This is a genomic window from Arthrobacter sp. E44 (assembly GCF_041877125.1).
Lineage (GTDB): Bacteria > Actinomycetota > Actinomycetes > Actinomycetales > Micrococcaceae > Arthrobacter.
Map to the genome: position 1 here is coordinate 50,457 of NZ_JBHDJA010000012.1, position 25,439 is coordinate 75,895.

Here is a 25,439-nt window from a genome sequence, read left to right on the forward strand (position 1 = left end):
GGCGGACTTACCGGTGGAGCTGAGGGGACTCGAACCCCTGACCCCCTGCATGCCATGCAGGTGCGCTACCAGCTGCGCCACAGCCCCGGATTGTTGCCGCTCCAAGCAAGCTTCGTTTCGGGGTCTCCCCCGAAGCGACTCAAATATCTTAGAACAGCAGTTCCGAAAATTCCAAATCGGGAATATTCACCCAGGCGCCGCGCCTACTCGCTTTCGGTTGCTGCGCCGGCCTTGGCCGAGGCGTCGTCGCCGAGCTGCAGGTCCACCACGGGGCAGTCCTTCCACAGACGCTCCAAGGCATAGAACACGCGGTCCTCCTCGTGCTGGACGTGGATGACGACGTCGGCGTAGTCCAGCAGGACCCACCGACCGCCGGAACGGCCCTCGCGGCGCACGGGACGCAGGTCCTGCTTGGCCAGTTCCTCTTCGATGCCGTCCACGATGGCGTTGACCTGGCGTTCGCTGGGCGCCGACGCGATGAGGAAGACGTCGGCGAGGGCCAGGCGTTCACTCACATCCATGGCGACGATGTCCTGGGCGATCTTGTCCGCGGCGGCCTTGGCGGCCGTACGGGCAATGGCGATGGATGATTCTGTTGCAGTCACGGGACTCCTTGATTGTGTTAAGTATTGGTGCCGGCCGGGTCAGCGGGACATGCCGCTGACGATCAGGATGATGCCGGCAACGAGGGCCAGGATCCCGAACGCGAGGATGCAAAACTGGAGGATGCGGTTCCGCTGCGCCCTGGCCAGGCCGGCCGTGGCGGCATCCAGCGGATCGAGCCCATAAGCGGAGCTGGCGGGAACACGGGGAAGGTCCTCGAAGAGGTCCTCCGACTGGTTCGCCGGCTGGCCCACCGGCTGCGCCACCGGTTTGGGACGGCTTGCAGCCTTCGCGGCAGCCTCCGCCCGGGCTATGACCTGGGAACGGCCGGCGGCGGTGTCAGCCGCAGGTGCCTTGGGCCGGGCCGCAGGCTTACGTTTCCCACCTGGCGGCACCTTTGGACCCGGGGAAACCTTCGTACCGGGCCGGGTGGTCACCGGAACATGGGAGGTTGCCGGCGGCTTCATCACCGGACGTTCGACGCCGGGCACCTGGACGAACTCGAGCGGGGTCACCATTGCCAGGTTGTTGGCGGTGGAGGGGCCGGGTTTGGCGGCAGTGTCCGGGGCGGGCTTGTTCGCAGTCTCCGGGGCTGGCTTGTCCGCGGGAGCGGGGGTCCTGGCCTGGACGGCCGGGGTGCCTGCCTGCTCGGCAAGCTTCTGCCGGGCCATGGCCCGGCGGTTCAGCACGGCGGCACGTTCGGCGAGGGCGATCTGCTCAGCAAGGATCTCCGGATCCACGGCTTCGGGATCCATGGAGGCGATGTGCTCCATTTTGGCGATCTGGTTCCGGGCCTGCGCGGCGATGAGTGCGCGCGCTTCCAGCGCCTGTTCAACAGTCATGCCATCCGGAACGTTCCCGGAATCCTGCGTGGGGCCCTCCGGTTTCTGGCCCTCACGCTTCCTTCCGGCTCCGCTGCCCTTTCCGGCGTCGGGGGATGGCGGAGCAGTGGGAGCTGGAGCGGCGGCCTGAACAACAGGATTGGCCGCCGTCAGTGCCTGCTCTTTGAGCTGCTGCAAACGCAGCTGGCGCCGGGTGGGTGGTCCTCCGGCAGAGAGCTGCCCTTCTTTTTCCTCAAGTTCCTTGATGGCGCGAAGCGTGGCTCGGTCGCGCGCCCGGATCTGGGACGAACGCTGCGTGGACGTCTGGTCCGCGGCCGTTTGGGGGTGGGCTGCGGGTGCCGGGGCGCGGTCAGCCGGCCGGTCGGCGGCAGGCGGGCGCTCTTCTGCGGAAGGTGGGGTGGCCTGTTGGGCTTCCCTGGCCTTCCGGAGTTCCCGGCGGCTGCGGATAGGTGGCTGTTCCTGACTCATTGAGAACTCATTCAGTACTGGCGGGTTCGCGTGCTTCGGAAGTTTGTTCCTCCGCGCTTGCGGGGGCGTCGGAATAAAGGCCGTACTTGGCGATGTACTGCACTACCCCGTCCGGGACCAGGTACCAGACCGGGTTGTTCGCCGCCACGCGGGCACGGCAATCGGTTGACGAAATGGCCATCGCCGGGACCTCCAGGAGGCTGACGTCTTCACGGCCCATGCCGTCCAGGACGTGTCCTGGCCGCGTGACTCCCACGAAGTGCGCCAGCGACCAGAGTTCGTCGATGTCCTTCCACGACAGGATCTGCGCCAGGGCGTCCGCGCCGGTGATGAAGAACAGATCGGCGTCCGGGCGTTGTGCCCGCAGGTCGCGCAGGGTGTCGATGGTGTAGGTGGGACCAGGACGGTCCACGTCGACGCGGCTGACGGTGAACCGCGGATTGGATGCCGTGGCAATCACGGTCATCAGATAACGGTGCTCGGGCTCGCTGACCTGTTTATGGGACTTTTGCCATGGTTGCCCGGTGGGGACGAAGACAACCTCGTCAAGGTCGAATTCCGCCGCGACCTCGCTGGCCGCAACGAGGTGGCCGTGGTGGATGGGATCGAACGTCCCGCCCATCACGCCCAGCCGCAGCCTCCCCCGGGCACCATTGCGGTGCAGATTGTGGGAAATCTTAGTGGCCCTGCCCGCGATCGTGCTTGTTGGGGTGCTGCCGGTGCGGATCCGCGTGTTCCTCGGTGGCGGCGTGCCGGTTGCCCAGGTTCGTGTAGGAGAGCGTGATGAACATCAGGACCACCAGGATGCCGAACATGGACACGCCGAATACCCACGGCTCAGCCCACAGCGGAGCAAGCTCCTCATGGCCTGATTCACCGGCGGCGGCGACGGACGTGGCAATCTGCTGGAGCAGCATTTTCTCCCCTATGTTCAAGGATTACGGGCAGCGGAACCTACCGCTGCTTTCCGGGTTCTGGTCTATGTTACCGCGTTGCTACGCGCGGACCTGGCCTTCGCCCTGGACAATCCACTTCGTGGTGGTGAGTTCGGTCAGGCCCATCGGGCCGCGGGCGTGCAGCTTCTGGGTTGAAATCCCCACCTCGGCACCAAGGCCCAGTTCGCCGCCGTCGGTAAACCGGGTGGAAGCGTTGACGATCACCGCCGCCGAATCCACCTCCGCGATGAACCGTTCCGCGTTGGCAAGGTGGTTGGTGAGGATCGCCTCGGTGTGTCCCGTGGACCAGGTCCGGATGTGCTGGACGGCGTCATCCAGGCTGTCCACCATGGCCACTGCGAGGTCCAGGTCCATGTACTCGGTGCCCCAGTCCGCGTCCGTCGCCGGCTCGGTCTCAACGCCGGGCAGCGCCGCCTTGGTGCGGTCGTCCACGTGGAGGCGGACGCCGGCGTTGCGGAGGGCGGTGGCGACGGCCGGCAGCACGGTTGAACCCGAATGGACTAGCAGCGTCTCCACGGTGTTGCACACGCTGGGCCGCTGGGTCTTGGCGTTGAGCAGGATTTCCACGGCCATGTTTTCGTCGGCGGACTCGTCGATGAAGATGTGGACGTTGCCTTCCCCTGTCTCAATGACCGGCACGGCGGAGTTGGTGACCACGGTCTGGATCAGGTCGCGGCCGCCGCGGGGAATCAGTACGTCCACCCGGCCGCGTGCCTTCATCAGGACGTTGGCGCCGGCGCGGCCGAACTGGTCCACGGTCTGCACGGCATCGGCGGGCAGGCCGACTGATTCAAGGGCTTCACGAAGCACGCGTACCAGGACCTGGTTGGTGGCTTCCGCCGCACTGCCGCCGCGCAGGATCACTGCGTTGCCGCTCTTGAGGGCCAGCCCCGCGATGTCCACGGTGACATTGGGACGCGCCTCGTAGATCGCCGCCACAACGCCCATGGGCACATTGACCTGGCGGAGGCGCAGGCCATTGGGGAGGGTCTGGCCACGGACCACGTTACCCACGGGGTCAGGAAGGTTGGCCAGGTTCTCCAGGGCCGCCACCAACCCGGCAACACGGGTTTCGGTGAGGGTGAGCCGGTCCAGGAGGGCCTTGGAGGTGCCGTTGTCCTTGCCCCGCTGCACATCCATGGCATTGGCGGCGAGGATCGCCTGGACGTTCTCCTGCAGCGCGGCTCCCACGGCGCGAAGGCCGCGGTCTTTCCACGCGCGATTGGCGGTGGACATCCGGCGGGCTGCGTGGCGGGAGCGGTCGGCAATGGCGTGGACGGCCGCTTCCACTTCCGCGGGGGAAAGAGTGTCCACGGCTGATACCTGCTCTGCCGACGGACCCGGCTGCGCCTGCGCAGCAGTGGTTCCGGAATTTTCAGCAGTATGGATCAGGGCTTCAGTCATGCTCCAAGTTTAGGCGAGCCGGCAGCTCACAACAGCACCAGGTCATCAACATGAACAACTTCGCGGTCATAGCCACTGCCCAGTTCTTCGCCAAGTTCCCGAGTGGACCGTCCCAGCATGTGGGGCAGTTCCTGGGATGAGTAGTTGACCAGACCACGGGCAACAACGGAGCCGTCGGCACCCGCGAGTTCCACGGCATCGCCCGGCTCAAAGTCTCCGTGTATGGCGGAAATTCCCGCCGGCAGCAGGGAGGTGTGGTGGTGCCGCACGGCGCGCACAGCCCCGTCGTCCAGGATCAAGCGGCCCTGCACGGAGGCGACGTGCGCCAACCACAGGAGGCGGACCGGTTTGCGGGAGCCGTTGACGGAGAACCAGGTGCCCACGTCCTCGCCGTTCAGGGCCGCGGCGGCGTTGGGCGTGGAGGTCACCAGGGCGTGGATGCCCGAGCCTGCCGCCATGCTGGCAGCTTCGACCTTGGTCATCATGCCGCCTGTGCCCACGCCGGCCCTACCCGCCTTGCCGATGGAAACGCCCTCAAGGTCGTGCGCGCCGGTGACCAGGGGGATGCGCTTGGCACCCTGGGCGGGCGGACCGTCATACAGGGAGTCGACGTCGGACAGCAGCACGAGTGCGTCGGCGCGCACCAGGTGGGCCACCAGGGCGGCGAGCCTGTCGTTGTCGCCGAAGCGGATTTCGTGGGTGGCGACAGTGTCGTTTTCGTTGACCACGGGGACCACCCCGAGGTTCAGCAGCCGGTCCATGGCGCGCAGGGCGTTGGTGTGCTGGCTGCGGCGCATCAGGTCCTCGGCCGTGAGCAGGACCTGGCTGACGGTCACGCCGTGGGCGCCGAAGGCCTGGGTGTAGCGGGCCATCAGCAGTCCCTGGCCCACGCTGGCGGCGGCTTGCTGGGTGGCGAGGTCGCGGGGCCGCTTTGCCAGCCCCAGCGGAGCCAGTCCGGCGGCGATCGCGCCGGAGGACACCAGGATGATCTCGGCGCCGGCGTTGCGCTTGGCCGCCAGCGCGTCGGCCAGGGCCGTGAGCGACTCTTCCGAGATGCCGCCCTTGATGCTGGTCAGCGAGGATGACCCCACCTTCACCACGATGCGCCGGGCACCTGCCAGCGCACTTCGGTCCGCGGTGCGCTGGGCAGGGTCAGCCGTGGTGCTCTTAGAGGTCATCGTCCGCTTCCAGTCCGCTTTCCTTGAGGGGCTGGGCGGCGCGGCGGCCGCTGACGGATTCGGTCCAGATCCCGGCTTTCCGCTCCGCCTCAAGCTCGGCGCGGGCGGCAGCCTTGGCATCCCGGCGTTCCTGCTGCTCCTCGCGCTTCTGGGTGCGGGTGGGGCGGTCACCGATATCGGCGAACCGCGGATCAGTGCCGCGCGGTGAGGCCAGGAGTTCGGCACCCGCCATCATGGTGGGCTCCCAGTCGAAGACGACGCCGTCATCCCCGCCGATGACCACGGTGTCCCCCGGCTTGGCGCCCTGCTTGAACAGCTCGGTCTCCACGCCGAGCTTGGCCAGGCGGTCTGCGAGATAACCAATGGCTTCCTCGTTGGTGAAGTCGGTCTGCTTGACCCACCGCTCGGGCTTTTCGCCCAGGACGCGGAACAGCGGCTCCAGGTTCTTCTCCTCGCGACGGATCTTGAACCCTGCCTCATTCACGGCGCGGGGCCGCAACACGGCGGGCTGGACCTTGGGCGGGGCGGCGGCTACGGCGTCGCGGGCGGCCTGGACGATCTCGGCCATGGCGAAGCCGAGCTGGCGCAGTCCCTCGTGGCTGGTGGCGGACACTTCGAAGACGCGGTAGCCGCGCGATTCGAGTTCCGGGCGTACAAACTCTGCCATGTCCTTGCCGTCCGGCAGGTCCACCTTGTTCAGCGCAACCAGGCGGGGGCGGTGGTTCAGGGGAACCACTTCGCCGTCCTGGCCGGCATAGCTCATGTCGACGGCGTACTTCTCCAGCTCCCCCTCGATGATGGCGAGGTCGGAGAGCGGGTCCCGGTCCGATTCCAGGGTGCCGCAGTCCAGCACGTGCACCAGGGCAGCGCAGCGCTCAACGTGGCGCAGGAAGTTGTGGCCCAGGCCGCGTCCCTCACTGGCGCCTTCGATGAGGCCGGGGACATCGGCGATGGTGAAACGCACATCGCCTGCCTGCACCACGCCGAGGTTGGGAACCAGTGTGGTGAACGGGTAGTCGGCGATCTTGGGGCGGGCGGCGGACATCGCTGCGATGAGGCTGGACTTGCCCGCGGACGGGAAGCCCACCAGTGCAATGTCCGCGATGGACTTCAGCTCCAGCACGATGTCGCGGGAGTCACCCTCAAGGCCCAGCAGGGCGAAGCCAGGGGCGCGGCGCTTCTGGGAGGAGAGTGCTGCGTTGCCGAGCCCGCCCACGCCTCCGGCGGCCGCCACGTACTCGGCACCTTCACCTACGAGGTCGGCGAGCAGGGTGCCGTCCTTGGTCTTGACCACGGTACCGTCCGGCACGGGAAGCACCAGGGTCTCGCCGTTCTTACCGCCGCGCCAGTCACCCATGCCGGGACCGCCGTTGCTGGCATGCCGGTGGGGTGCGTGGTGGTAGTCGAGGAGTGTTGTGGTCTGGTGATCGACGCGAAGGATCACGTCACCGCCGTTGCCGCCGTTGCCGCCGTCGGGTCCACCCAGGGGCTTGAACTTCTCGCGGTGGACGGAGACGCATCCGTGGCCGCCCGATCCGCCGGATACGTGCAGGACTACCCGGTCTACAAAGCTGGCCACGTGGATCTCCTCAAATGCTGTTTACCTGGCGTCCGGAACGCCACATCGATTGTAATGCGGTTAAAAGAACAGTGGAGCGGACCCACAGGCCCGCTCCACCGCTTCAGAACTTGTTGTTACTCTGCAGCTGCAGCAGCAACGATGTTGACCACGCGACGACCGCGGCGGGTGCCGAATTCAACGGCGCCCGGGGTCAGTGCGAACAGGGTGTCGTCACCGCCACGGCCAACGCCGGCGCCCGGGTGGAAGTGGGTGCCACGCTGGCGGACGATGATCTCGCCTGCGGAAACTACCTGGCCGCCGAAGCGCTTGACGCCGAGGTACTGAGCGTTGGAATCGCGACCGTTGCGAGTGGAGCTCGCGCCCTTTTTATGTGCCATCTGAAATGCCTGCCTTTAAAATTCTGGGGAATCTGTTGGAAAACCTGAACAGTAACCGGTGGGTTACTTGATGCCGGTGATCTTGACCTTGGTCAGTTCCTGGCGGTGACCCTGGCGCTTCTTGTAGCCGGTCTTGTTCTTGTACTTCTGGATGACAATCTTAGGACCACGGAGGTCCTGGAGGATTTCAGCCGTAACAGTTACCTTGGCCAGGTCAGCGGCGGCGGAGGTGACTTTGTCACCGTCAACCAGGAGCAGTGCGGGCAGCTCGATGGTGCTGCCGGCTCCACCGGCGACGCGGTTCAGGGTAACGAAGTCTCCAACGGAAACCTTCTCTTGGCGGCCGCCTGCGCGGACAATCGCGTACACCACTTGGGAACTCACTTCTCTCGACGTTTATTACAAAATTTGCGTGCGGCACCCGGCTCGGAAATTGGCTGGGATCCCGCTGTGCCTCAACGCCGTGGATTCCCCGGGGAAATCCGTGAGCCGTCCCGGTGGAGCAGTCCGCTTGTTATACACAGCAGAATGCCCCAGGGTCATAACCCAAGTGTTGGCGTAAGCACCGAAGATCCAGAATACGCTAAATCCGTCCACGGCCGCAAATGAGGCTGGTTCCGGCGGCCCCGCTGTGGTAGTAACCACAAACCCGGCGGGCAGCACCGCAACCATGCCACTCCATCATAGCGGCGGCGCTGCCGGCAGCGGTCAGGAATGAAGTCTCGGCGCGTCGAAGAATTCCACTTCCAAGCGGCAGGACTGCTTGAACGCGGTGACCATCGCTGCTCTTTCATGGTCCGACGCTTTCCGCCCCGCCCCATCCACGATGGCGATGGCCCGGCGGGTGGCTTCGGCGAAGCCCTCGTCGGCGTAGGTGCGCAGCCACGCCGCGTAGGCGTGCCCTTCAGGCTCACAGCTGGAAAGGAACTGGGAGTGCAGCTTCCTGCCCACCTCGGCGTAGAGCCAGAAGCAGGGCAGGACGGCTGCCGCCAGGACTGCGTAGCTGCCCGACGCCGATGCTGCTGTGAGGTGGTCAACGTAGGCCTTGGTGACGGGGCCCAGGCCGCCCTGGACCGGCCGTGTGCTGAGCCAGGAGCGGTGGAGTTCCGTTTCCACTTCGAGGCAATTCTGGGCCGATCCTGCCCAGAACAATTGTTCGGCCTCCGAGGGGGCCAGGGCGCTGGTGCGGGCCAGAACGCGGGAGTACCCGTTGAGGTAAAGGGCGTCCTGGGCCAGGTAGTAGGCGAAGTCCTTCTCGGCCAGGTCTCCCGCGGCCAGGCCGCGGATGAAGTCAAGCGCGTAGATGTCGTCGAGGTCCTGTTGGGCTTCCGTCCATAGCCGGGCCGCGAAGCCGCCTTCCTGCAGTGCCGGCCGCAGATGGTGGAAGTGGTGCACTGGCCCGTTCCCCCGGCCCACTGACAGCTGGCCCGAGTTCTCGAGGGCGCCGGCCAGCCAGGGCTTGACGGTCCGCAGTGTTGCTTCCCAGTCGCCCAGGCGTGCCTGCACGGTTGCCATTGCGGAGGAAAGGGAGCATCCCGTGCCGTGGCTGTTGCGGGTGGCAATACGGGGTCCCGGGACTTCCACTATCTCCTCCCCGAGCAGGCCCGCGGTGTTGACCAGAGCGTCCGGACAGCGCTCCCCCGCCAGGTGCCCGCCCTTGACCAGGATTGTGGCCCCGGTGGCATCGGCCAGGCGCCTGCCCTGGGCCAGCGCCTCATCCCAGCTCTCCGCAGGGGCAGCGCCCATCAGCATGGCAAGCTCGGGCAGGTTGGGGGTGATGAGGTGGGCAAGGGGCAGCAGTTCCCGAAGTGCCGCTTCCGCCGATTCCTTCAGCAGCCGGTCGCCGCTGGTGGCAACCATCACCGGATCGAGAACCACGACGTCGGGACGCACCTTTTCGAGCCAGCCGCGCACAGTGCGGATCACTTCCCTGTCACCCAGCATGCCGATCTTGACGGCGTCGATGTTGATGTCGTCGCTGACGGCATCCAGCTGCTGGGCCAGGAAAGCGGCCGGAGGAACGTGCACGGCCTGCACGCCCTGGGTGTTCTGGGCTGTGAGGGCGGTGATGGCGGCCATGCCATAGCCGCCATGCGCGGCGATGCTCTTAAGGTCTGCCTGGATGCCCGCTCCGCCTGACGGGTCCGAGCCCGCGATGGAGAGGACGCGTGGAACGTCACGGCCTGCCGGCAACTCAATGGGTGCATCGAATGCAGCTGGCAGGGGCATGGAAAGGGTTGAAGACAAGAGACATCCCTTCGCCGGTACTAGCCGGACAGGTTCAACGGGTGTGGATCTCAGCCGGCCTTTTGCGCGGCACCCCGTGTCGGTTTCCAGCCTAGCCGCTGGGGCGTATTCCCAGGAAAGGTGACAGCACCTGCCGCAAAGGGGTGGGTGCCGCACGCAGGAGTCCCCGCCCTGGGACTGTTCCCCGTGTCATTCACCGGGGAACCGTCCACAAAGCGGGGACTCCTGAATGTGTCTTTGTTGCCTGTCCGGGGCTTCCGGCTTACAGCTCCGAAGCCGGGACGCCGACGCCGAGGATAATCGGTTCCGCTGCCGCCTTGCCCGGTTCGGCGGTGGCCTGTGCCTTATCCATTTCCGGGGCCTTGGCCGCGTGCGAATGGCCTCCGGCAGTCGACTGGACGTTTTCGTGGTGCTGGACGGCGGTCTCGTTGGCGGCACCCTGCGCACGGCTGGCACCCCGGTGGCGCCGCGGACGGCGCTGCCGGGACTGTTCCAGCGTGTGGTCCGAATAGTCCTTTTCGCCTGGAACTTCCACCGCGGTGCGGGCTTCCGCTCCCCCGGCTTCAGCCCCTGATTCCGGCGTGGCCGGTGCCGGTGCGGACGGTTCGGCTGCCTGCGGCACCTCCGCGGTCCTGGCCGGAGCGTCCTCCACGGACGACGCCGGCTGGCCCAGGTGGGCGAACGCTTCAGCGAGCCGGTCCAAGGTGAGAGCCGGCTTGGGCTGCTGCTCCTCCGCATGCTCCACGAACGGAAGCGGGACTTCCTCGCCACCGAATGTCAGGACAGCCGCCGGACGCGTGGGGGCGTCGGCGTCGTGTTTCTCCTCCGCCGGAGCCGGCGCAGGCGGGGCGGCGGGCACCTGCCGGGTTGCCGCCACCTCTTCGTCGTGCAGGTGGGCGGCGTGGGCAGCAGCGGCGATGTTGGCCAGGGCAAGGCGGGTTGCTTCTGCCTTGGCATGCCGCTCAGCGTCCGTAGGGTCCGGGTGGACGGTGTGGACCTGGACGGCAGGAGCCGGAGCGGCCTCGGGCTGCTGGCCGTTGCGTCCGCGCCGCCGCTTTCGTTCCGAACGTGCGCCCGGCTGGTTGTTGTCGGTCCGCTGGCTTTCGGTGCGGTGGGCTTCCGGCCGGGCTTCGGGCCGGTTGTCATTGCGCTGGACGTGGTGGTGCTCGGCGGCCACGACATTGGCCCGGCGGTGCTCCACGGGATCGTCGTGGGTCACCACGCCGCGGCCGGCGCAGGCCTCGCACTGCTCGCCGAAGACTTCCAGGAGCCCGGTGCCCATGCGCTTGCGGGTCATCTGGACCAGGCCGAGAGAGGTCACTTCGGCAACCTGGTGCTTGGTCCGGTCGCGGCCCAGGCATTCCACCAGGCGGCGCAGCACCAGGTCGCGGTTGGATTCGAGCACCATGTCGATGAAGTCGATCACGATAATGCCGCCGATGTCGCGCAGCCGCAGCTGGCGTACCACTTCCTCGGCAGCTTCGAGGTTGTTCTTGGTGACAGTTTCCTCGAGGTTGCCGCCGCTGCCGGTGAACTTGCCGGTGTTGACGTCCACCACGGTCATGGCCTCGGTGCGATCGATCACCAGGGAGCCGCCCGAGGGAAGGAAGACCTTCCGTTCGAGGGCCTTGTGGATCTGCTCGTCGATGCGCCAAGCGGAGAAGATGTCCTGGTCCTTGGTCCACTTCTCGAGACGGCCCACCAGGTCCGGGGCCACGTAGGTTACGTAGGCCTCGATGGTGTCCCAGGCTTCCTCGCCCGAGATGATGAGCTTGGAGAAGTCCTCGTTGAAGACGTCGCGGACCACCTTGATGGTCAGGTCCGGTTCGCCGTAGAGCAGTTCGGGGGCCAGGATCTTGGTGGAGGCCGACTGGCTTTCGATGCCTTCCCACTGGGCCCGCAGCCTGTTGATGTCGTGCGTGAGCTCTTCCTCGGAAGCGCCCTCGGCGGCAGTGCGGACAATGACGCCGGCGTGCTCGGGCAGGCGGTCTTTGAGGATGCGCTTGAGGCGGTTCCGTTCGACGTCGGGCAGCTTGCGGGAGATGCCGGTCATGGACCCGCCGGGTACGTACACCAGGTAGCGTCCGGGCAGCGAGATCTGGCTGGTGAGGCGGGCACCCTTGTGGCCCACGGGGTCCTTGGTGACCTGGACCAGGACGGTATCGCCGGACTTCAGCGCGTTTTCGATGCGGCGCTGCTTGCCCTCGAGGTTCACCGCTTCCCAGTTGACCTCGCCGGCGTACAGGACCGCGTTGCGGCCGCGCCCGATGTCCACGAACGCCGCTTCCATGGACGGCAGGACGTTCTGGACCTTGCCCAGGTACACGTTGCCGATCAACGAGTCCTGCTGGGTCTTGGATACGAAGTGCTCGGCCAGCACGCCGTCTTCGAGGACCGCGATCTGGATTCTGTCGTCGCGCTGGCGAACGATCATCTGCCGGTCAACGGACTCCCGGCGGGCCAGGAACTCGGCTTCGGTGATGACCGTGCGGCGGCGGCCCGTGTCGCGGGATTCACGGCGGCGCTGTTTCTTGGCCTCCAGGCGGGTGGAACCCTTGACGCTGGTGACGCGGTTGCTGGCGGGCGCCTCGGTCACAGCGCGCGGGGCGCGCACGCGCGTGACCGTGTTGGGGGGATCGTCGTCCCCGCCACCCGTAAGCTCAAGGTCCTGGTCCCCACGGCGGCGGCGACGGCGACGGCGGGAGGTCACGCCGTCCTCCACCGTCCCGGCCGTGTCCTCGTCGGCTTCGTCCTGGGCGTCGGCGTCAACGCTGCCGTCCTCGTTGTCCTCTTCAGCCCTGTCGCCGATCCGGCTGCGGCCCCTGCGGCCACGGCTGCGGCGCCGGCGGCGGCTGGAGGAATCGTCCGTGTCTTCGGTTTCTTCCTCCTCAGGCTCCTCGGCGACGGGCGCTGCGGGACGGACCACAGTGCTGAGGTCCGGTGCCTGGAAGAGCACGGAGGTGGGCGAAGCGGGTTCCAGGAACAGGGAAGCGAAGGGGCTTGCGGCGGCTTCAGGTTCTCCGCCGCTGGACGCAGCCGGGGTTTCCTGCGCCGGTTTGGCGGCTTCCGCGGCCGGCGCGGGCTCCTGGGCGGCGACAGGTTCCTGCGCCTGCTTGGCAGTTTCCGCGGTCGGCGCGGACTCCTGCACCGGCGCCTGCGCGGCGGCGGGCTCCTGCACTGCTTCCTGTACTGCGGCTTCAGGTGCTGCTGATCCCGCAACCACGGCTTCGGCTGCGGCAGGTGCCGGTTCGGCGCTGGCGGGGGAAGCAACCTTGCGGGTGGCTACCCGACGGCGGCGGACCGGTTTGCTTTCGACGTCTGCCGCTGGTTCGGCAACAGGTGCGGCGGCGGGACTGCCAGCGGCGGCAGCATCAACAACGGGGCCGGCAGCAACGGCAGCCGACGCCCCGGCGGAGGCGTCAACGCCGGCACCGTCGGCGGCGACACGCTCGTCAGCGGGGCCGGCTTCCTCCGCGAAGGTGGGCAGCGGTTCCGCAGCCTCCACCTTCTTCCGGGCGCGGGTGCGTCGGGCCGGAGCCTTGGGCGCCTTTTCCGCGTCATCAGCCTGTGTTGCGTCGACGTGGGGGGAAACCGCTGCTTCCGGAGCCGTGGCGACGGCTTCCGTCACGTCGTCCATCGCCTTGGGAGCTGCTTTGCGCCGGGCGCGTGGGGCCCTCTTCGGTGCCGCAGCATCCGCCGCGGCTTCTACGTTAACGGCCAGTTCCTGATCATTGTCCATATGTGGCAACACTCCTGCCCCTGACGTACCGCCACATCCGGCACCCATTGGGGCACATATTGTCAAAACCCGCAGGCGTTGACAGAAGTCAAGTGGATACTCCCAGGTTCGCACCGTCGTTGGGGTGCGGCAGCCCGTAGGAGCCGGTGGATGTTCTGAAAACCCGTTGTTCTGCGTGCCACAACCAGGTGCCGCCCAATGGAGTTGCGGGTGTGCCGGAAGAATCCGAAGCCTGCCCTGCTCATCATTGGCGGTCTTGGGAACAAACCACCGGACCGGAGTCCGAATGTGGATCGGCTTCCAGCCACGTTTATTCTCTCATACCCAAGCTGGATCGCCGCGGAGGCAGGGGCGGCTGTTCCCGTTACTGTGTAGTGGCACCAGCTGCCGGCGTTACAATCAGGCACAGGAGCACCGGACGAAAAGGACGCCAAACCCATGCCCAGCATCTCCCCAGTCAGCGCCCGTGAAGAGGATCGGAGCGCCGATCAACAAGCTACGCCGGCCGCTACCGTTCCGCCGATGGCCCGGAAGCGGCCTTTCGGCTGGCTGCTGGTCATCACCGGCGTCGTTGGCTGGCTTGCCTCCGGAACCCTGGTGCTGGAAAAGCTCGAAGTGCTCAAGGACCCCAGCCACACCACGGTGTGCGACGTGAATCCCTGGATCTCGTGCGGGCAGGTAATGCAGACGTGGCAAAGTTCCGTCTTCGGTTTCCCCAACATGTTTATCGGCATCGTGGCTTTCGCGATCACCACCACCGTGGGCATGGCCCTGCTTTCGGGAGCCACTTTTGCCCGCTGGTACTGGCTGGGACTGCAGGCAGGCGTCACGCTCGGCTTCGCGTTCGTGGTGTGGCTGTGGTCCCAGGCCCTGTACTCCATCCACATCCTGTGCCCGTTCTGCATGATCGTCTGGGCGGCCATGATCCCGCTCTTTGTGTGGACCACCATCAGGAACATCACCGCTGGCGTCATCCCCATGCCTTCAGGCGCAGCCCGCATCCTCGGTGATTCCGGCTGGATCATCACTGCGCTGCTGTACGTGGCCGTCATCGCCACCATCTTCTTCGCGTTCATCCAGGTCTTTGTGGGGACCTCGGGCTTCTAAGTCCGCTCCGCTCCCCCGCCAGGTGACAGATAAGGCCAATGTTCATGAAGAACATTGGCCTTATCTGTCAGTTCGCGGTCATCAGCCCCTGGGGCGGGCGAGCGGTTACTGGAACCAGATCTTGATCTCGCGCTCAGCGGAATCGGTGGAGTCGGAGCCGTGCACCAGGTTCTGCTGCACCTTCAAGCCCCAGTCCCGGCCGAAGTCGCCGCGGATGGTGCCCGGCGCCGCCGTCGTGGGGTCCGTGGTGCCGGCCAGCGAGCGGAAGCCTTCAATGACGCGGTGGCCTTCGAAGATGGCAGCCACCACGGGTCCGCTGAGCATGAACTCCACCAGCGGCTCGTAGAACGGCTTGCCCACGTGCTCCTCGTAGTGCTGCTCCAGCAGTTCACGGGTGGCGTCAACCTTCTTCAGCTCAACCAGGCTGTAGCCCTTGGCTTCGATGCGGGCCAGGATGGCGCCGGTCAGGTTACGGGCGACGCCGTCGGGCTTGATCAGGACGAGGGTGCGCTCTGTAGTCACAACTGCTCCAATGCGTTGGTGGGATTTGGGGATAAGTCTACGGGGACAGGCCTACGGGGACTGTGGCTGGGCCGGACCGGAGGCCTGGTCGGGATGGGCCGCTTCCCATTCCGCCTGCTCGCGGGCGCGCTGTGCAGCTTCGCGGTCCAGCCGGATGCCGGTGCGGATGCCGTACCACCAGGCAACCGCAAAGAGGGCGCCCACCAGGAACATGGCCGGCTCGAATATGCCCGTGAGGATCAGGACGAGCTGCAGGATCCATCCCAGCCCGATGCCCCAGGGCCTGTTGAGGACTGCACAGGCGCCGATCATCACCACGCTGAGGGCAATGCCAACGCCCAGGATCAGCGCCGGCGGGAACTCACCGCGGCGGAGGCCGAACACCACCAGGGTGGCGAAAAACATCACGAAGGCTTCGAGGAGCAACACCGTGGAGGCGAACATGACCTTGGTGGAGCGCCGCTTCTTCGGCATGCCGGGGCGCCACTCGCGCTGCGCTTTGGTCAGTCTGGCCATGGTCACGCCTCCGTTTTTCCAAGCAGGATCCGTGCTTCGGCCACCAGCGTGATGGACCCGGTGACCAGCACGGCGCCGGAGAGGTCCTCGTTGGCTTCGGCGCGTTCCACTGCCCACTCCAGTGCGTCGTCCAGTTTCTCGGCGATGTGCACGTTGTCCTCGCCGAAGCCCAGGTCGATCGCGAGCTCCGCCAGTTCGGCGGCGGGGACGGCACGCGGCGAGTTGGACTGGGTGAAGCAGTATTCCTCCGCCACGCCTCCCAAGGATTCCTTGAGTTCGCGCAGGATCTCCTCGGCGTCCTTTTCCTTCAGTACGCCCACTACCGGCACCAGCCGGGTGAAGGTGAATGCTTCCTGGAGCGCCACTGCGGAGGCCTTGATGCCGTCGGGGTTGTGGGCAGCGTCAACGATGATGGTTGGCGCAGTGCGCACCACCTCGAGCCGGCCGGGCGAGGTGACGGCGGCGAAGCCTTCCTGCAGGACGTCGAAGGGCAGTTCCTTCTCACCGCCGAAGAACGCCTCCAGGGCGGCGACCGCCACGGCAGCGTTCTGTGCTTGATGCGCGCCGTGCAGCGGCACCAGCAGGTCCGGGTAGCGGCCGGCGATGCCCTGGATGGTGACCATCTGCCCGCCGACGGCCACTGTCCGTGACTCGACGCCGAACTCCACGCCCTCGAAGCGGAACGGTACGCCCACCTCCCTGGCCTTCTCCAGCAGCACCTGGGCGGCGTCAACCGGCTGGGCTGCACTGATGAGGAAGCCGCCGGGCTTGATGATGCCGGCCTTTTCGTAGGCGATGTCCGCCGTCGTGTCCCCCAGCAGGTCCGTGTGGTCCAGCGAGATGGGGGTGACCACCGACACCTGGCCGTCGCCCACGTTGGTGGCGTCCGTGATGCCGCCCAGGCCCACTTCGATGATGGCCACGTTGACGGGCTGGTCGGCGAAGATGGCGAAGCCCAGGATGGTGAGGCATTCGAAGTAGGTCAGCCGCGGCTGGCCCTCGGCTTCGAGCTCGGAGTCCACAATCTCCAGGTAGGGCCGGATTTCGTCCCAGATCCGGACGAACGTTTCGTCGGATACCGGGTGGCCGTCGATGCTGATCCGTTCGGTGACCTTGGACAGGTGCGGGCTGGTGTAGCGGCCGGTGCTCAGGCCCTGGGCGCGGAGCACGGACTCGATCATGCGGGCCGTGGACGTCTTGCCGTTGGTGCCGGTCACGTGGATGATCGGGTACGCCTTGTTGGGCTCGCCGAGCACGTCCATGGCACGGAACAGCGGCGCCAACCGGGGCTCCATTTTGTTCTCGGGCGCCCGCCCCAACAGTTCGGCGTAGACGCTTTCCACGGAAAATTCGTCGGACATGTCCTAGGCCTCCACTTTTTCAACCACGACGGCGGGTTCGGAAAGGTCAGCCGGTTCAGCCGCCAGATCCACGGTCAGGGTCTCGCCCTTGACCAATTCGGCGTTGGCCAACAAGGCATCCACCACGTTCTGCCCTGCTTTGACGGTGGTCCGGATCCGGTCGCTCACGTTGAGCCCTGCATCCTTCCGGGCCTGCTGGATGGCGCGGACCATGTCGCGGGCCAGGCCTTCGGCTTCAAGCTCCGGGGTAACTTCCGTGTTCAGCACCACGAACCCGCCGCCGGGCAGCACGGCGACAGCTGCCGAACCGCCGTCGGACTCCGCCACCACCGTCTCCAGCGTGTACTCCTGGGGCTCCAACTGAAGGCCGCCCGCGGTGACAACACCGCTTTCGTCCACCGACCAGTCGCCGGACTTGGAGCCCTTGATGGCCACCTGGACGTTCTTGCCCAGGCGCGGGCCTGCGGCGCGGGCGTTAACCACCAGCTTCTGCTGGATGCCGAACTCCTCCGGGGAGGCCGTGGCGGCGTCCAGCAGGCGGACGGACCGGAGGTTGAGTTCATCGGCGACGACGGCGGCAAAGCCTTCCAGGGCGTCTGCGCCGGGTGCCACCACGGTGAGTTCCTGCAGCGGCAGCCGGACCCGAAGGTTGGCTGCCTTGCGGAGCGAGGAGCCGGTGGAGCAGATCTGCTGGACCCGGTCCATGGCTTCCACCAGTGACGGGTTCGCCGGGAAGAGGTCCGCATCCGGCCAGTCGGCAAGGTGCACGGACCGGCCGCCGGTCAGGCCGCGCCAGATCTCTTCCGAGACCAGCGGCAGCAGCGATGCCGCGGCCCGGGTAACGGTCTCCAGGGCGGTGAACAGCGCATCGAAGGCGTCCTGGTCCTCGTCGAAGAACCGCTGCCGGCTGCGGCGGACGTACCAATTGGTCAGCATGTCCAGGTAGCTGCGCAGCGAGTCGCAGGCACCGGAGATGTCGTACGTGTCCAGCTGCGCGGTCATGCTGCGCACCAGGTCGCCGGTGTTGGCCAACAGGTACTGGTCCAGGGTGTCCCGGTAGCCCTCGTAGCGCAGGTTCGCGTCATAGCCGGCACCGCCGTTCGCGGCGTTCGTGTACAGGGTGAAGAAGCTGTACACGTTCCACAGCGGCAGGATGACCTGGCGGACGCCGTCGCGGATGCCCTGCTCGGTGACGATCAGGTTGCCGCCGCGGAGGATGGGGCTGGACATGAGGAACCAGCGCATGGCGTCCGAGCCGTCGCGGTCCAGGACCTCGGAAACGTCGGGGTAGTTGCGCAGGCTCTTGGACATCTTCTGGCCGTCGGAGCCCAGCACAATGCCGTGGCTGATGACGTTCCGGAAGGCGGGACGGTCGAACAGCGCCGTGGACAGGATGTGCAGCATGTAGAACCAGCCGCGGGTCTGGCCGATGTACTCCACAATGAAGTCAGCCGGGTTGTGCGTGTTGAACCAGGCTTCGTTCTCGAACGGGTAGTGCACCTGGCCGTACGGCATGGAGCCGGAGTCGAACCAGACGTCCAGGACGTCCTCCACGCGGCGCATCACGGACTGGCCCTCTTCGGGGGTGCGGGGGTCGTCCGGGTTGGGCCGCGTGAGTTCATCGATGAACGGGCGGTGCAGGTCCACCTGGCCGTCCTTGTTCAGGGGCAGCCGGCCGAAGTCCGCCTCGATCTCCGCAAGGGAGCCGTAGACGTCGGTGCGCGGGTACTCGGGGTCCGTGGACTGCCACACGGGGATGGGGCTGCCCCAGAACCGGTTGCGGCTGATGGACCAGTCGCGGGCGTTTTCCAACCACTTGCCGAACTGGCCGTCCTTGACGTTGTCGGGGATCCAGTTGATCTCCTGGTTCAGTTCGGACATCCGGTCCTTGAACTTGGTGACCTCCACGTACCAGGAGGACACGGCGCGGTAGATCAGCGGGTTCCGGCAGCGCCAGCAGTGCGGGTAGCTGTGCTCGTAGCTGGCCTGGCGGACCAGGCGGCCCTGGGCGCGGAGCACCTGGGTGATGGGCTTGTTGGCCTCGAAGACCTGCAGGCCGACGATGTCGTGCAGGTCGCCGTGCTTGAACAGCGGCAGGAACTTGGCGCCCTCGTCCACGGAGAGCACCACGGGGATGCCTGCCTCCTCGCACACCTTCTGGTCGTCTTCGCCGTAGGCGGGCGCCTGGTGGACGATGCCGGTACCGTCGGTGGTGGTCACGTAGTCGGCCACCACGAAGCGCCAGGCGTTCTCCATGCCGTACTTCTCGTTGTCGGCGAAGTCGTCCCAGAGCCGCTGGTACTCCAGGCCTTCCAGTTCGGCGCCGGTGTGGGTGGACACGACTGCGGCTTCCGCAGCTTCGAAGCTGTCGTAGCCCAGGTCCTTGGCGTAGCTGCCCAGCAGGTCGGCTGCGAGCAGGAAGCTGCCATTGACGGGGGCGTCGGCAGAGGCGGCCTTGATGCCGTTGGGCCCGGCGGGCAGCACGGCGTAGGTGATGGAAGGCCCGACGGCGAGCGCGGCGTTGGTGGGCAGTGTCCAGGGGGTGGTGGTCCAGGCGAGGGCCTGCACGCCGGCAAGCTCCTTGGAAAGCTCCGACTCCCCCGCAAGGATGGGGAACGTGACGGTGACGGTCTGGTCCTGCCGGTTCTTGTAGACATCGTCATCCATGCGCAGCTCATGGTTGGACAGCGGTGTTTCGTCCTTCCAGCAGTACGGAAGGACGCGGTAGCCGTTGTAGGTCAGGCCCTTGTCGTGGAGCTGTTTGAAGGCCCAGAGGACTGATTCCATGTACTCGACGTTGAGTGTCTTGTAGTCGTTGTCGAAGTCCACCCAGCGGGCCTGGCGGGTGACGTAGCTGCGCCATTCGTCGGCGTACTTCATCACGGACGCACGGCAGGCATCGTTGAACTTGTCGATGCCCATGGCTTCGATCTGCGTCTTGTCCGTCATGCCCAGCTGCTTCATGGCTTCAAGCTCGGCGGGCAGGCCGTGGGTGTCCCAGCCGAACCGGCGTTCGACGCGCTTGCCGCGCTGGGTCTGGTAGCGGCCCACCAGGTCCTTGGCGTAGCCGGTCAGGAGGTGGCCGTAGTGGGGCAGGCCGTTGGCGAAGGGCGGCCCGTCGTAGAACACGAACTCGTTGCTGCCCGGCTCGCCGCCGGGAACGTCGGCGCTGCGCTGGTCGATGCTGGCCTGGAAGGTGCCGTCCTGGTCCCAGTACTTCAGGATGCGCTCTTCGATCTCCGGAAACTTCACGGAGGCGGATACGCCGGCGCTGCCGTTGGGGGAAGTGCTGGAGGCTGAGGCCTTGGGGTAAAACGTCATGTTCGACATCCTGGGTTGAGCGTGGTGAACCCCCGGCAGGGCCGGACGTTCCGTTCAGGATGCGAGGACGGCTGCCGTGCCGTCCCGAAGACGTCACGCCCACCGCGGTACCACCTCACTTACCGGCGCTGCGTGTTCCGTGAGGAACACCTGCCGCTCCGGCCTCTCATTACTGCTGTGACGGGCTTACCCGTCCGGTTCTACTGACGCGATGTGCCTTGGAGGCAGCGGCCGCGGGTTCTTCCGGAAGCTCACCGGTGATTGCCGGGTCATAACCATTGAAAAGTCTACTATCGCCGCAGCTCCAGTGCCATTCAGAGGGCCGGGGCGGGACAGGCCTTCCCGCCCGAAGCCCTTCCTGCCCGCTCAGCCCTTCCGGATGAGCTTGTAGTTGGCGGCCTGCGCCACCGGCCGGATGACGATCTGGTCCAGGTTGACGTGGTGCGGGACCGTCACCGCGTACCGGACGACGTCGGCCACATCCTCCGCCGTCAAGGGCTTCTCCACGCCCTGGTACACCTTGCCGGCGGCCTGCGGGTCCCCCAGGCGGTTCAGGGCGAACTCCTCGGTCTGCACCAGTCCCGGCGCCACCTCGATGACCCGGAGGTTGTGCTCTGCTTCCTCAAGCCGGAGGGCGTTGGTGAGGGCGTGCTGGCCGAACTTGGCGGCGTTGTAGCCACCGCCGCCCTCGTATGCATCCAGACCGGCGGTGGAAGTCAGGTTCAGCACCGTTCCTTCCCCGGTGGCCCGCAGCATCGGCAGGAAGGCCCGGGTGAGCTTCATGGTGCCCAGGACGTTGACGCGGTACATCCACTCCCAGTCCGCCGTGCTGGCGTCGGCCACCTTGTCGGCGCCGCGGGCGCCGCCGGCGATGTTGATCAGTGTGTCGATGCCGCCCGCCTCGGTGACCCGCGCGAGCAGCCGGGACACGTCGTCGTCCTCTGCAATGTCCGCGGGAATTGCGATGGCGCCTGTTTCGCTTTCCAGGGCCGCCAGGCGCTCTGCGCGGCGTGCCACGGCGAAGACCGTCCACCCGTCGGCGCGCAGCGCACGCACTGCTGCCTCCCCGATTCCGCTGCTCGCTCCGGTTACCAGTGCTGCCTTTTTCTGCAAGTCCTCAGTCATGGCACCACCCTAGCGGGATCAGCCGGGTGGCCGTCCCAGGAGGTAATCAAGCAGGACCCTGGCATTGTTTTCCTCTGTATTGCGGGCAGCGTAGAGGAGGGTGACCCGGGAGTGGCGGGCGGCCAGCACCAGCAGGGTCTCCACTGCCGGATTGGAGTCCAGTTCCAGCCGGTAGCGTGCGCTGAAATCGGCGAACCGCTCCGGGCGGTGGTTGAACTCCTTGCGCAGTTCCGTGGAGGGCGCAACGTCCTTGAGCCAGAGGTCGACGGCGGCACTTTCCTTGGGCACCCCACGGGGCCAGAGCCGGTCCACCAGCACCCGGAAGCCGTCGTCGATCGCCGGCTGCTCGTAGATGCGCTTTACTCGAAACGTGCCCTGAATATCGCCCATACGGCGCATGCTACCCGCGCCCGTGCCCCGCCGGGTGGTGCGGGTTGGGTGGGATGGAAGCCGGCATGAAAGAATTGCCCAATGGCTGAAGACACGCAGGGTACAGACACGCCCATCACCGCCCCCATCAACGTCCCGGACAAGCCGGCCCTCGAAGGCCTCGAAACCGCGCTCACCCAGCGCTGGCTGGCCGAGGGAACCTACAAGTTCAACCCCGACACCACCCGGGAGCAGGTCTACTCGATCGACACTCCCCCGCCCACCGCGTCGGGATCCCTGCATGTGGGGCACATGTTCTCCTTCACCCAGACGGACGTCCAGGCCCGCTACATGCGCATGACCGGCAAGAACGTCTTCTACCCCATGGGCTGGGACGACAACGGACTGCCGACGGAACGCCGCGTGCAGAACTACTACGGCGTCCGCTGCGATCCCGCCATCCCCTACAACGCGGACTACCGGCCTCCGGCACAGCCTGCCAAGAACCAGCGCGATTTCGACGTTGTGTCGCGCCAGAACTTCATCGAACTGTGCGAGGAACTGGCTGTCGAGGACGAGAAAGTCTTCGAAAACCTGTTCCAGACCCTGGGCCTGTCCGTGGACTGGGACCTGACCTACCGCACCATCGATGACACCTCCCGGGCAGTGTCCCAGCGCGCCTTCCTGGCCAACCTGGCCGCCGGCGACGCCTACATGGCCGAAGCGCCCACGCTATGGGATGTCACCTTCCGGACGGCCGTTGCGCAGGCCGAGCTGGAGGACCGCGAGGTTCCCGGCGCCTACTACCGCTACCCCTTCTTTACCGAAGACGGGGACAAGGTCTTCATCGAAACCACCCGCCCGGAACTGCTGGCTGCCTGTGCCGCGCTGGTGGCAAACCCCGACGACGAGCGGTACCAGCCGCTGTTCGGCAAGACGGTGAAGTCCCCCCTCTTCGGCGTCGAGCTCGAGGTCAAGGCCCACCCGCTGGCCAAGGCGGACAAGGGTTCCGGCATCGCCATGGTGTGCACCTTCGGTGACCTCACAGACGTCACCTGGTGGCGGGAACTGCAGCTTCCCACGCGCGCCATCATGGGCCGCGACGGCCGTATCATCGCCGAAACCCCCGACTGGATCACCAGCGAGGCCGGCAAGCAGGCGTACGCGGCGATCGCCGGCAAGACTGCCTTCTCCGCCAAGGAAGCCGTGGTGGAACTGCTCAAGGAAGCGGACCTCCTGGACGGGGAACCGAAGAAGATCACCCACCCGGTGAATTTCTTCGAGAAGGGCGACAAGCCCCTGGAAGTGGTCACGTCCCGGCAGTGGTACATCCGCAACGGCGGGCGCGACGAAGAACGCCGCGAACGGCTCATCGGCCGGGGCAAAGAGATCGACTTCCACCCGTCGTTCATGCGCTCCCGCTACGAAAACTGGATCGCCGGCCTGAACGGTGACTGGCTGGTTTCCCGCCAGCGCTTCTTTGGCGTCCCCATTCCGGTGTGGTACCCGCTCGATGCACAGGGCAACCCGGACTACGACAACCCCATCCTGCCCTCCGACGACCTGCTGCCCGTGGACCCCGCGGCCGACGTCGCCCCCGGCTTCGACGAGGCACAGCGCGACCAGCCCAACGGCTTCACGGGTGACGCGGATGTCCTGGACACCTGGGCCACGTCCTCCCTGACCCCGCAGATCGTGGGCGGGTGGAGCCGGGACGAGGACCTGTTTGCCAAGGTCTTCCCCTTCGATCTCCGCCCCCAGGGCCACGACATCATCCGCACCTGGCTGTTCTCCTCCGTGGTCCGCGGTGATGCACTCCAGAAGTGCGCGCCCTGGAAGCACGCGGCCATTTCCGGCTGGATCCTGGACCCGGACCGCAAAAAGATGTCCAAGTCCAAAGGCAACGTGGTGGTCCCCACTGATGTCCTGAACGAGTACGGCTCCGACGCAGTCCGCTACTGGGCTGCCTCGGCGCGGCTCGGCGCCGACACCGCCTACGAGATCGCCCAGATGAAGATCGGGCGCCGCCTGGCCATCAAGCTGCTGAATGCCTCCAAGTTCGTGCTGAACCTCGGCGCCACGGAGAACTCTGTGCTGTCGGGCGACCTCGGCGTCCTGACCAATCCCTTGGACCGCGCACTGCTGGCCCAGCTGGCCGACGTCGTGGCCCAGTCCACCAAGGCGTTCGACAACTACGACTACGCCCGCGCCCTGCAGCTCACGGAGTCATTCTTCTGGCAGTTCACGGACGACTATGTGGAGCTGATTAAGGACCGCGCGTACGGGGCTGCGGGCGAAGCGGAGCAGGCATCCGTGCTTGCCGCCCTGGCCACCACCCTGGACACCCTGCTGCGGCTGTTCGCACCGTTCCTGCCCTTCGCAACGGAGGAAGTATGGAGCTGGTGGCGCAACGGGTCCGTGCACCGGGCCGCGTGGCCGGCAGCGCTGGAGATCCCCGGTGGGGACACCACCATGCTGGCGACGGTCGGCGTGGCCCTCAGCGGTGTCCGCAAGGCCAAGTCCGAGGCAAAGGTCAAGCAGCGCACCGAAGTGCTGTCCGCCACCATCACAGCCCCGGAGATGCTGACTGCACAGCTGCAAGCCGGGCTGGCTGATTTGAAGGCGGCGTCCAACGCCCGGGAAATCACCCTGGTGGTGGGAGAGGGAGACCTCGCCGTGACCGATGTTGCCCTCGCTCCGAGCGACGAGCCCGCCAAGGCCTGATCCTGATCACGCCTGGTCCCGGACACCCCGGGTTCCAGACACAGGGGAAGCCCCATCAGCGTGTTGCCGTTGGTGGGGCTTCGACTGTTTCGACCATCCGGTGACGTGCTCTGATGGTCTGGCAGGATCCGCTGATCTTCAGGTCTTACTACGCCGTCACTGGTAGCTGCATTCAACTTTGCCGATGGCTGCGTCAAACTACATATCACTGAATCTTTGGTTCCTGCGTCCCCTTCTTTCGAAGTGGTAAGGACAATTGTTCTCCCGCCCCGGTCCACGTGCAAGGGCCCCGGGAAAACTACATATTGGTAGTTTTCCCGGGGCCCTTGGCGTCCCGGTTCGGCGGCCCGAAGCTGGTCAGGCAGTCCTGGGCGTCAGTGGAATTCGGGGCTTTCCGTGCGGCTGCGCTTCAGCTCAAAGAAGTGAGGGTAGGCGGCGATCGTGGTAGTGGCGTCCCAGATCCTGCCGGCTTCCTCGCCCCGCGGTATGCGGGTCAGGACCGGGCCAAAGAATGCGGTTCCATTGAAGGCGACTACGGGGGTGCCGACGTCCTGGCCCACCAGCGAAATGCCTTCCTCGTGGCTGGCCCGGAGCAGCTGGTCGTAAGCGTCGGTGTTGGCTGCGTCAGCAAGGGAGGCCGGGAGACCGCAGTCGGCAAGGGCCTTGGAAATGACCGCCGTCCGGTCCTTTTCACCCTGGTTGTGGATCAGGGTGCCCATGGCGTCATAGAGCGGTTTGATGAACTGCGGCCCGTGTTCTTCCCTGGCGGCGATGATCACGCGGACCGTGCCCCAGGCGTTGTCCATGGACTCGCGGTACCCGGGGTCCAGGTCCCGTCCCTCGTTCAGGACGGCCAGGCTCATCACGTGCCACTCGGTCTCGATGTCTCGGACGGTTTCGACCTCGCCAATCCACCGGGAGGTGACCCAGGCAAACGGGCACAGGGGGTCAAACCAGAAATCGGCCTTGTTCTTGGCAGGTGAAGTCATGAAGGTCCT

20 protein-coding genes, 1 tRNA gene and 1 riboswitch are annotated in these 25,439 nt (G+C 66.3%); of the genes, 2 read left to right on the forward strand and 19 right to left on the reverse strand.

Going from position 1 to position 25,439, the window contains the following annotated elements:
• Nucleotides 1–14: 14 nt before the first annotated feature.
• From ACETK3_RS12300 to ACETK3_RS12355, 12 genes are all read right to left on the reverse strand, one after another.
• Nucleotides 15–87 (reverse strand) — tRNA-Ala (locus ACETK3_RS12300).
• A 116-nt stretch (nucleotides 88–203) separates the two neighbouring features.
• On the reverse strand, nucleotides 204–605 hold the full coding sequence (gene rsfS, locus ACETK3_RS12305) for a ribosome silencing factor (RefSeq protein ID WP_142133637.1): 402 nt from the start codon (nucleotides 603–605) through the stop codon (nucleotides 204–206).
• Between the two features lie 39 nt (nucleotides 606–644).
• Complete coding sequence (locus ACETK3_RS12310) at nucleotides 645–1,913, reverse strand: hypothetical protein (RefSeq protein WP_237428309.1); 1,269 nt, start codon at nucleotides 1,911–1,913, stop codon at nucleotides 645–647.
• A 7-nt stretch (nucleotides 1,914–1,920) separates the two neighbouring features.
• Nucleotides 1,921–2,589, reverse strand: a complete 669-nt coding sequence (gene nadD / locus ACETK3_RS12315; RefSeq protein WP_373462201.1) for a nicotinate-nucleotide adenylyltransferase — start codon at nucleotides 2,587–2,589, stop codon at nucleotides 1,921–1,923.
• Between the two features lies 1 nt (nucleotide 2,590).
• Nucleotides 2,591–2,830, reverse strand: coding sequence for a hypothetical protein (locus ACETK3_RS12320; protein WP_236819738.1), 240 nt, complete (start codon nucleotides 2,828–2,830; stop codon nucleotides 2,591–2,593).
• A 78-nt stretch (nucleotides 2,831–2,908) separates the two neighbouring features.
• Nucleotides 2,909–4,273 (reverse strand): glutamate-5-semialdehyde dehydrogenase, encoded by a 1,365-nt coding sequence (locus ACETK3_RS12325; RefSeq protein WP_236819741.1) that lies wholly within the window; start codon nucleotides 4,271–4,273, stop codon nucleotides 2,909–2,911.
• Nucleotides 4,274–4,299: 26 nt separating this feature from the next.
• Nucleotides 4,300–5,451: a glutamate 5-kinase gene (gene proB / locus ACETK3_RS12330; RefSeq protein ID WP_237428310.1), complete on the reverse strand. Its 1,152-nt coding sequence runs from the start codon at nucleotides 5,449–5,451 to the stop codon at nucleotides 4,300–4,302.
• Nucleotides 5,441–7,030 carry a GTPase ObgE gene (gene obgE, locus ACETK3_RS12335; protein ID WP_236798591.1) on the reverse strand — a complete coding sequence of 530 codons (1,590 nt, stop codon included), beginning with the start codon at nucleotides 7,028–7,030 and terminating at the stop codon, nucleotides 5,441–5,443. Before obgE ends, proB begins: the two co-directional genes overlap by 11 nt.
• Nucleotides 7,031–7,146: 116 nt before the next feature.
• On the reverse strand, nucleotides 7,147–7,410 hold the full coding sequence (gene rpmA / locus ACETK3_RS12340) for a 50S ribosomal protein L27 (protein WP_009372867.1): 264 nt from the start codon (nucleotides 7,408–7,410) through the stop codon (nucleotides 7,147–7,149).
• 63 nt (nucleotides 7,411–7,473) lie between these two features.
• The gene (gene rplU / locus ACETK3_RS12345) at nucleotides 7,474–7,782 is read right to left on the reverse strand and encodes a 50S ribosomal protein L21 (protein ID WP_141946370.1); all 309 of its coding nucleotides are present in this window, start codon (nucleotides 7,780–7,782) and stop codon (nucleotides 7,474–7,476) included.
• 336 nt (nucleotides 7,783–8,118) lie between these two features.
• Entirely contained in the window at nucleotides 8,119–9,639 is a 1,521-nt protein-coding gene (gene thiD / locus ACETK3_RS12350) for a bifunctional hydroxymethylpyrimidine kinase/phosphomethylpyrimidine kinase (protein WP_237428311.1), read from the reverse strand.
• Between the two features lie 7 nt (nucleotides 9,640–9,646).
• Nucleotides 9,647–9,744, reverse strand: a riboswitch (TPP riboswitch).
• Nucleotides 9,745–9,919: 175 nt separating this feature from the next.
• Nucleotides 9,920–13,396, reverse strand: coding sequence for an Rne/Rng family ribonuclease (locus ACETK3_RS12355; protein ID WP_237428312.1), 3,477 nt, complete (start codon nucleotides 13,394–13,396; stop codon nucleotides 9,920–9,922).
• 438 nt (nucleotides 13,397–13,834) lie between these two features.
• On the opposite strand from ACETK3_RS12355, the gene ACETK3_RS12360 reads away from it, so the two are divergent.
• Nucleotides 13,835–14,503 (forward strand): vitamin K epoxide reductase family protein, encoded by a 669-nt coding sequence (locus ACETK3_RS12360; RefSeq protein ID WP_236819756.1) that lies wholly within the window; start codon nucleotides 13,835–13,837, stop codon nucleotides 14,501–14,503.
• Between the two features lie 105 nt (nucleotides 14,504–14,608).
• Here ACETK3_RS12360 and ndk read toward each other — a convergent pair whose 3' ends face one another.
• The 6 genes from ndk to ACETK3_RS12390 form a co-directional block, all read right to left on the reverse strand.
• The gene (gene ndk, locus ACETK3_RS12365; protein WP_141941779.1) at nucleotides 14,609–15,025 is read right to left on the reverse strand and encodes a nucleoside-diphosphate kinase; all 417 of its coding nucleotides are present in this window, start codon (nucleotides 15,023–15,025) and stop codon (nucleotides 14,609–14,611) included.
• A 51-nt stretch (nucleotides 15,026–15,076) separates the two neighbouring features.
• On the reverse strand, nucleotides 15,077–15,541 hold the full coding sequence (locus ACETK3_RS12370; protein ID WP_236802875.1) for a DUF4233 domain-containing protein: 465 nt from the start codon (nucleotides 15,539–15,541) through the stop codon (nucleotides 15,077–15,079).
• A 2-nt stretch (nucleotides 15,542–15,543) separates the two neighbouring features.
• Complete coding sequence (locus ACETK3_RS12375; protein ID WP_237428313.1) at nucleotides 15,544–16,902, reverse strand: folylpolyglutamate synthase/dihydrofolate synthase family protein; 1,359 nt, start codon at nucleotides 16,900–16,902, stop codon at nucleotides 15,544–15,546.
• A 3-nt stretch (nucleotides 16,903–16,905) separates the two neighbouring features.
• Nucleotides 16,906–20,223, reverse strand: a complete 3,318-nt coding sequence (ileS, locus tag ACETK3_RS12380) for an isoleucine--tRNA ligase (RefSeq protein WP_373992992.1) — start codon at nucleotides 20,221–20,223, stop codon at nucleotides 16,906–16,908.
• A gap of 366 nt (nucleotides 20,224–20,589) precedes the next feature.
• Nucleotides 20,590–21,348: an SDR family oxidoreductase gene (locus ACETK3_RS12385; RefSeq protein ID WP_236798596.1), complete on the reverse strand. Its 759-nt coding sequence runs from the start codon at nucleotides 21,346–21,348 to the stop codon at nucleotides 20,590–20,592.
• A gap of 18 nt (nucleotides 21,349–21,366) precedes the next feature.
• Nucleotides 21,367–21,747: a DUF488 domain-containing protein gene (locus ACETK3_RS12390; RefSeq protein WP_373992993.1), complete on the reverse strand. Its 381-nt coding sequence runs from the start codon at nucleotides 21,745–21,747 to the stop codon at nucleotides 21,367–21,369.
• 72 nt (nucleotides 21,748–21,819) lie between these two features.
• Here ACETK3_RS12390 and valS point away from each other — a divergent pair, with 72 nt between their 5' ends.
• On the forward strand, nucleotides 21,820–24,441 hold the full coding sequence (gene valS / locus ACETK3_RS12395; protein WP_373992994.1) for a valine--tRNA ligase: 2,622 nt from the start codon (nucleotides 21,820–21,822) through the stop codon (nucleotides 24,439–24,441).
• A 374-nt stretch (nucleotides 24,442–24,815) separates the two neighbouring features.
• Here the strand turns inward: valS and ACETK3_RS12400 are convergent, their stop codons facing one another.
• The gene (locus ACETK3_RS12400) at nucleotides 24,816–25,430 is read right to left on the reverse strand and encodes a DsbA family protein (RefSeq protein WP_236819781.1); all 615 of its coding nucleotides are present in this window, start codon (nucleotides 25,428–25,430) and stop codon (nucleotides 24,816–24,818) included.
• Nucleotides 25,431–25,439: the final 9 nt, after the last annotated feature.

Coding starts and splice junctions, on each gene's coding strand:
- ACETK3_RS12360 (WP_236819756.1), top strand. CDS start 13,835: ATGCCCAGCATCTCCCCAGTCAGCGCCCGTGAAGAGGATCGGAGCGCC.
- ileS (WP_373992992.1), bottom strand. CDS start 20,223: ATGACGTTTTACCCCAAGGCCTCAGCCTCCAGCACTTCCCCCAACGGC.
- rpmA (WP_009372867.1), bottom strand. CDS start 7,410: ATGGCACATAAAAAGGGCGCGAGCTCCACTCGCAACGGTCGCGATTCC.
- ACETK3_RS12320 (WP_236819738.1), bottom strand. CDS start 2,830: ATGCTGCTCCAGCAGATTGCCACGTCCGTCGCCGCCGCCGGTGAATCA.
- ACETK3_RS12355 (WP_237428312.1), bottom strand. CDS start 13,396: ATGGACAATGATCAGGAACTGGCCGTTAACGTAGAAGCCGCGGCGGAT.
- ACETK3_RS12370 (WP_236802875.1), bottom strand. CDS start 15,541: ATGGCCAGACTGACCAAAGCGCAGCGCGAGTGGCGCCCCGGCATGCCG.
- ACETK3_RS12400 (WP_236819781.1), bottom strand. CDS start 25,430: ATGACTTCACCTGCCAAGAACAAGGCCGATTTCTGGTTTGACCCCCTG.
- ACETK3_RS12375 (WP_237428313.1), bottom strand. CDS start 16,902: ATGTCCGACGAATTTTCCGTGGAAAGCGTCTACGCCGAACTGTTGGGG.
- proB (WP_237428310.1), bottom strand. CDS start 5,451: ATGACCTCTAAGAGCACCACGGCTGACCCTGCCCAGCGCACCGCGGAC.
- ACETK3_RS12390 (WP_373992993.1), bottom strand. CDS start 21,747: ATGCGCCGTATGGGCGATATTCAGGGCACGTTTCGAGTAAAGCGCATC.
- ACETK3_RS12325 (WP_236819741.1), bottom strand. CDS start 4,273: ATGACTGAAGCCCTGATCCATACTGCTGAAAATTCCGGAACCACTGCT.
- thiD (WP_237428311.1), bottom strand. CDS start 9,639: ATGCCCCTGCCAGCTGCATTCGATGCACCCATTGAGTTGCCGGCAGGC.
- ACETK3_RS12310 (WP_237428309.1), bottom strand. CDS start 1,913: ATGAGTCAGGAACAGCCACCTATCCGCAGCCGCCGGGAACTCCGGAAG.
- valS (WP_373992994.1), top strand. CDS start 21,820: ATGGCTGAAGACACGCAGGGTACAGACACGCCCATCACCGCCCCCATC.
- ACETK3_RS12385 (WP_236798596.1), bottom strand. CDS start 21,348: ATGACTGAGGACTTGCAGAAAAAGGCAGCACTGGTAACCGGAGCGAGC.